Source organism: Gilliamella apicola (genome assembly GCF_003202655.1).
Lineage (GTDB): Bacteria > Pseudomonadota > Gammaproteobacteria > Enterobacterales > Orbaceae > Gilliamella > Gilliamella apicola_R.
Genome location: NZ_QGLR01000024.1, coordinates 1 through 3860, shown reverse-complemented (window position 1 = coordinate 3860; position 3860 = coordinate 1). Strand labels below are relative to the sequence as shown.

At 34.1% G+C, this 3860-nt stretch carries 5 protein-coding genes; all 5 read right to left on the bottom strand.

Annotation, left to right across the window (positions count from 1 at the left end):
* Positions 1-17: 17 nt before the first annotated feature.
* Entirely contained in the window at positions 18-209 is a 192-nt protein-coding gene (locus DKK70_RS17755; RefSeq protein WP_375335003.1) for a putative adhesin, read from the bottom strand.
* A 236-nt stretch (positions 210-445) separates the two neighbouring features.
* The gene (locus DKK70_RS16430; protein ID WP_110434941.1) at positions 446-919 is read right to left on the bottom strand and encodes a hypothetical protein; all 474 of its coding nucleotides are present in this window, start codon (positions 917-919) and stop codon (positions 446-448) included.
* Between the two features lie 390 nt (positions 920-1309).
* A complete protein-coding gene (locus DKK70_RS16425) occupies positions 1310-1780 on the bottom strand; it encodes a hypothetical protein (protein ID WP_110434940.1) in 471 nt (156 codons plus the stop codon).
* 238 nt (positions 1781-2018) lie between these two features.
* The gene (locus tag DKK70_RS16420; protein WP_110434939.1) at positions 2019-2831 is read right to left on the bottom strand and encodes a hypothetical protein; all 813 of its coding nucleotides are present in this window, start codon (positions 2829-2831) and stop codon (positions 2019-2021) included.
* 10 nt (positions 2832-2841) lie between these two features.
* On the bottom strand, positions 2842-3860 hold a 1019-nt coding region (locus DKK70_RS16415), incomplete at its 5' end, for an RHS repeat domain-containing protein (RefSeq protein ID WP_181416042.1).

Below are 3860 nucleotides of genomic sequence, written 5' to 3'. Positions count from 1 at the left end.
AACTAAATAGAAGGAGCCTACTTATACTCCGTGCATGCAGCCCATTGGACACACCCCATATTAGGTTTGAGTAAAACTCTCAACTCCGTAGGCTGTGCTACAACCATTGAATTTCTATAAATTATCAATCCTTGAGGAACATCTAAAATATAATTAGGTATTTTTTCCCCAGGTAACCACGTTCTCATTCCTTCTATATCAGATCGTATAACAGGTCTAATTTCAGCTAATTTTATTAAACCTTCCCAATCACCTATTTCTATTAACCGACCTGTGATATCCTCTTATTAATATCCCTCTTTCGGTAAAAAATAATCACTATTCCTAAAAGAACAATTTGGTCGAGTCCATACTTTATAGTTAAACCAGTAACGCTATGTTTTTTTTAGAAAATTATTCTCCAATAAAATCGCAACTCACACCTTAATAATTAAAAAGTCAAAAGTCATAAAGAAAAAAGATCATATGAGCAACCATCTTCATACACAAATTTCATCTGATCATTAATTGGTCTCATATCAGCTGCACCGGGGACTTTATCATAATTCTCTCTTAAATAACGAAATAATACCCCGATTTTCTTTTTCTCTTCCACAGTTAATTCATCGATTAAATCTTCGTTTTGCGTTAAAAAATAGGAATTATCACTTCGAAGAAAATAATAACAAGCAATATTTCTAAATAAACTCCAAGCATCTAGAGCATCTTCCTTAAGTGAACGTAAGTAAAATTTAAAATATTTGACCAACTCTTGATAGGGATTTACTCTTTTTTCAAGATAGAACATCATTCCCATAAAATTCATGATATAACTATGATATCCCATACACCCTTCCTCTGGCGAAAAATAGTCACCTTCACCTTTCAAATAGGCACTAACTTCATTATTATTTACTGCTTGTTCAAAATCACCCTTCATGGGAACTCCTCCTTGGTTTTACACCATTGGTAAAGATATTTCAGGAAACACACATTTAGATATAGATATAAATTTAATATTAGCTTAGCGGGGGAATTTAATCATCACTAATAATTAAAAATTGGCGAGTTTTTTGAATAATAAAAAGTATCTGGTGATACCTTCATCACCTTGCAAACTTTAGCTATATGGTGAATATTTTTCAGTTTAATTTTATAAGCTTACTGATAACTTATGTTCACTTGCGGGTATAAAACATAACCATTACCGTTTGGAATCTGTTGATAGATTCCAAGCGTTATAGCCAAAGCGGTAACGCTATGTTTTTTTTTTTAAAACTATTCTCCGGTTAAATCGCAACTCACAACTTAACCATTAAAAAGTCAAAAGTCATAAAGAAAAAAGATCATATGGACAACCATCTGCTTTTACCATCTTCATCTGCTCATCAATAGGCCTCATACTGGCTGAATCAGGAACTTTATCAAAGTTATCTTTTAAATAACGACATAATACCCCGATTTTCTTTTTCTCTTCCGCTGTTAATTCACTAATTAAATCGTCACATTGAGTTAAAAAATAACTATTATCTTTTCGAAGACAATAAAAACAACCAAGATTATTAAATAAACCCCAAGCATCTAGAACATCTTCCTTTAATGAACTTAAATATAATTTAAAATATTTGACCAGAAGTTGATAGGAATTTTCTCCCTTTTCAAGATTAGCCATCATTCCCATCCAATTAATCATAAAATTATGATATCCCCAACTCCATTCATCTGGTGAAAAATAGTCACCTTCACCTTTAAAAAAGGCAATAATTTCATTATTGTTTACAGCTCGTTCAAATTTACCCATTATTGTCACCTCTCCTTGGTAAAGTGATAGTGCTGAGGATTTTTATGACAAAAAAGTATCTCTAATATGCTTATCAGCTTGTAAGTTCTAGGTATATTTTAGATATTCACTTGCGGGTATATAACATAACCATTACCGTTTGGAATTTGTTATTAGATTCAATACTTTATAGCCAAAGCGGTAACGCTATGTTTTTTTAAACTATTCTCCGGTTAAATCGCAACTCTCACCTTAATCATTAAAAAGTCAAAAGATCATATGGACAACCATTTTTACGAATAAACTCAAAGTGTTTATCTATAGGAGACATTTGTGCTTGACCTGGGACTTTATCAAAATTCTCTCTTAAATAACGAAATAATACCCCAATTTTCTTTTTCTCTTCCGCTGTTAATTGATCGATTAAGTAATCATTTGGAGTCAAAAAAAAGGAATTATCGCTTCGAAGAGCATAAAAACAATTAATATTTTTAAATAAACTCCAAGCATCTAGAGCATCTTCCTTAAGTGAACTTAAGTATAATCTAAAATATTTGACCAACTCTTGATAGGGATTTACTCTTTTTTCAAGATAGAACATCATTCCCATAAAATTCATGATATAACTATGAGATGCCTTATACCTTTCCTCTGGCGTAAAATAGTCACCTTCACCTTTAAAATAAGCACTAATTTCATTATTATTTACTGCTTGTTTAAAATCCCCCTTCATGGGAACTCCTTTTTTAAAAAAAGCTAAAATAGTAAAAAAATCACTGTTTATTTTTTCCTTCAATTGATTAAATTTTGCATTGAGGAGTATCATTTCTTCAAAATCCTCCCGCCCAATAAAGAACTCAGCAAAGCCACGCGCCCCTGCTTGGATTGAGTAATAACCATCTCTTGCAGATTCAATAAAATATTCAGCTGAACTTGTATCTTCAATTGCTGATGATATATCTGCAATTGTACGATTAATTGCATATAACCAAGTATCATTTTGTTCAGCAATTAAAATATTTCGAAGTTTAATAAAATCATCTAATAAGGTATTTAATAATAGAGATAACATTCTATTCTCCTTAAGGTAATGGTATTTCCGCTAATACTTTCCGCTCAGGTATTTTCCAAGGTGTGCGTATAAATATTTGCTCGATATTTGGATTACCTAAATAAAATCCGCCTTGATAACCGATAGGTCCTTCAAAAGTTACTATACCTTCAGGTATTTCAACTACGTACAGCGATTGAACCTCCGAAATCCCATCCAACTCGCCATTAAGCTTATACCATCGTTTTTTTATAGCAAGATCTAATCTAGCAAGAGCGATTGACTGCGTAGGTGAAGAAGTAAACCATTGTCCCCATGCATTGTCTCCGCCACCAGCTTTACCTACTCTGTAAAAAATACGTTTTGATTTTAATACATTTATATTGTATTTTCCACCTGCAAAATTTGCTGCGGGTAAATCCACCATCGTCTGAAGATCTACTTTTTCAATATCTTCTACTTTTACACCTTTTATTTCAGCAAGAGGGCCAGGATTATTGATCATATCATATTCATATTTTTTCCCCCCAGGCATCCCTTCAAATCCAAGCGGGTCTATCCAATTGACCGGATTCTGGCAGTATTGATAAAAATTGAGACCACCAATCAGCTTTATCGGGTCTTGGGTTATATACCGCCCGACAAAGGGGTCGTAGTAACGATTTAGGTTGTAGTGTAGACCTGTCTCTTCATCGTAATATTGTCCCTGAAAGCGCAGCGGGTTATCAGGAATAGCACGATTGCCAACTTCATGGTAGGTTTCATCAATAATTTGCCCATAGCCATTATACTGGCATTCATATAATGTTTCACCAAATCCATCCGTTAACCCTATCGGCGTGCCGAGTTGGTCGTTTTGGTACCAGTAGAGTTGGGTTTTGCCTTGTTGGGCATTGCCCTGTACTAACGCCAGTGGCCGGAAGGAGTCCTGCTCATAGAGGTAACTTTGCCAGTGCTTGTCATTGTCGGTTTCGGCAATCAGTTTATGACCTTGCCAGATAAATTCCGTGGTTTTGCCATTAACCGTTTTACTGGTACGGCGGTTAAACG

Bases quoted from the DNA above. Each gene is read 5' to 3' on its own strand.
- DKK70_RS16425 (WP_110434940.1), bottom strand. From the start codon at position 1,780: ATGGGTAAATTTGAACGAGCTGTAAACAATAATGAAATTATTGCCTTT.
- DKK70_RS16430 (WP_110434941.1), bottom strand. From the start codon at position 919: ATGAAGGGTGATTTTGAACAAGCAGTAAATAATAATGAAGTTAGTGCC.
- DKK70_RS16420 (WP_110434939.1), bottom strand. From the start codon at position 2,831: ATGTTATCTCTATTATTAAATACCTTATTAGATGATTTTATTAAACTT.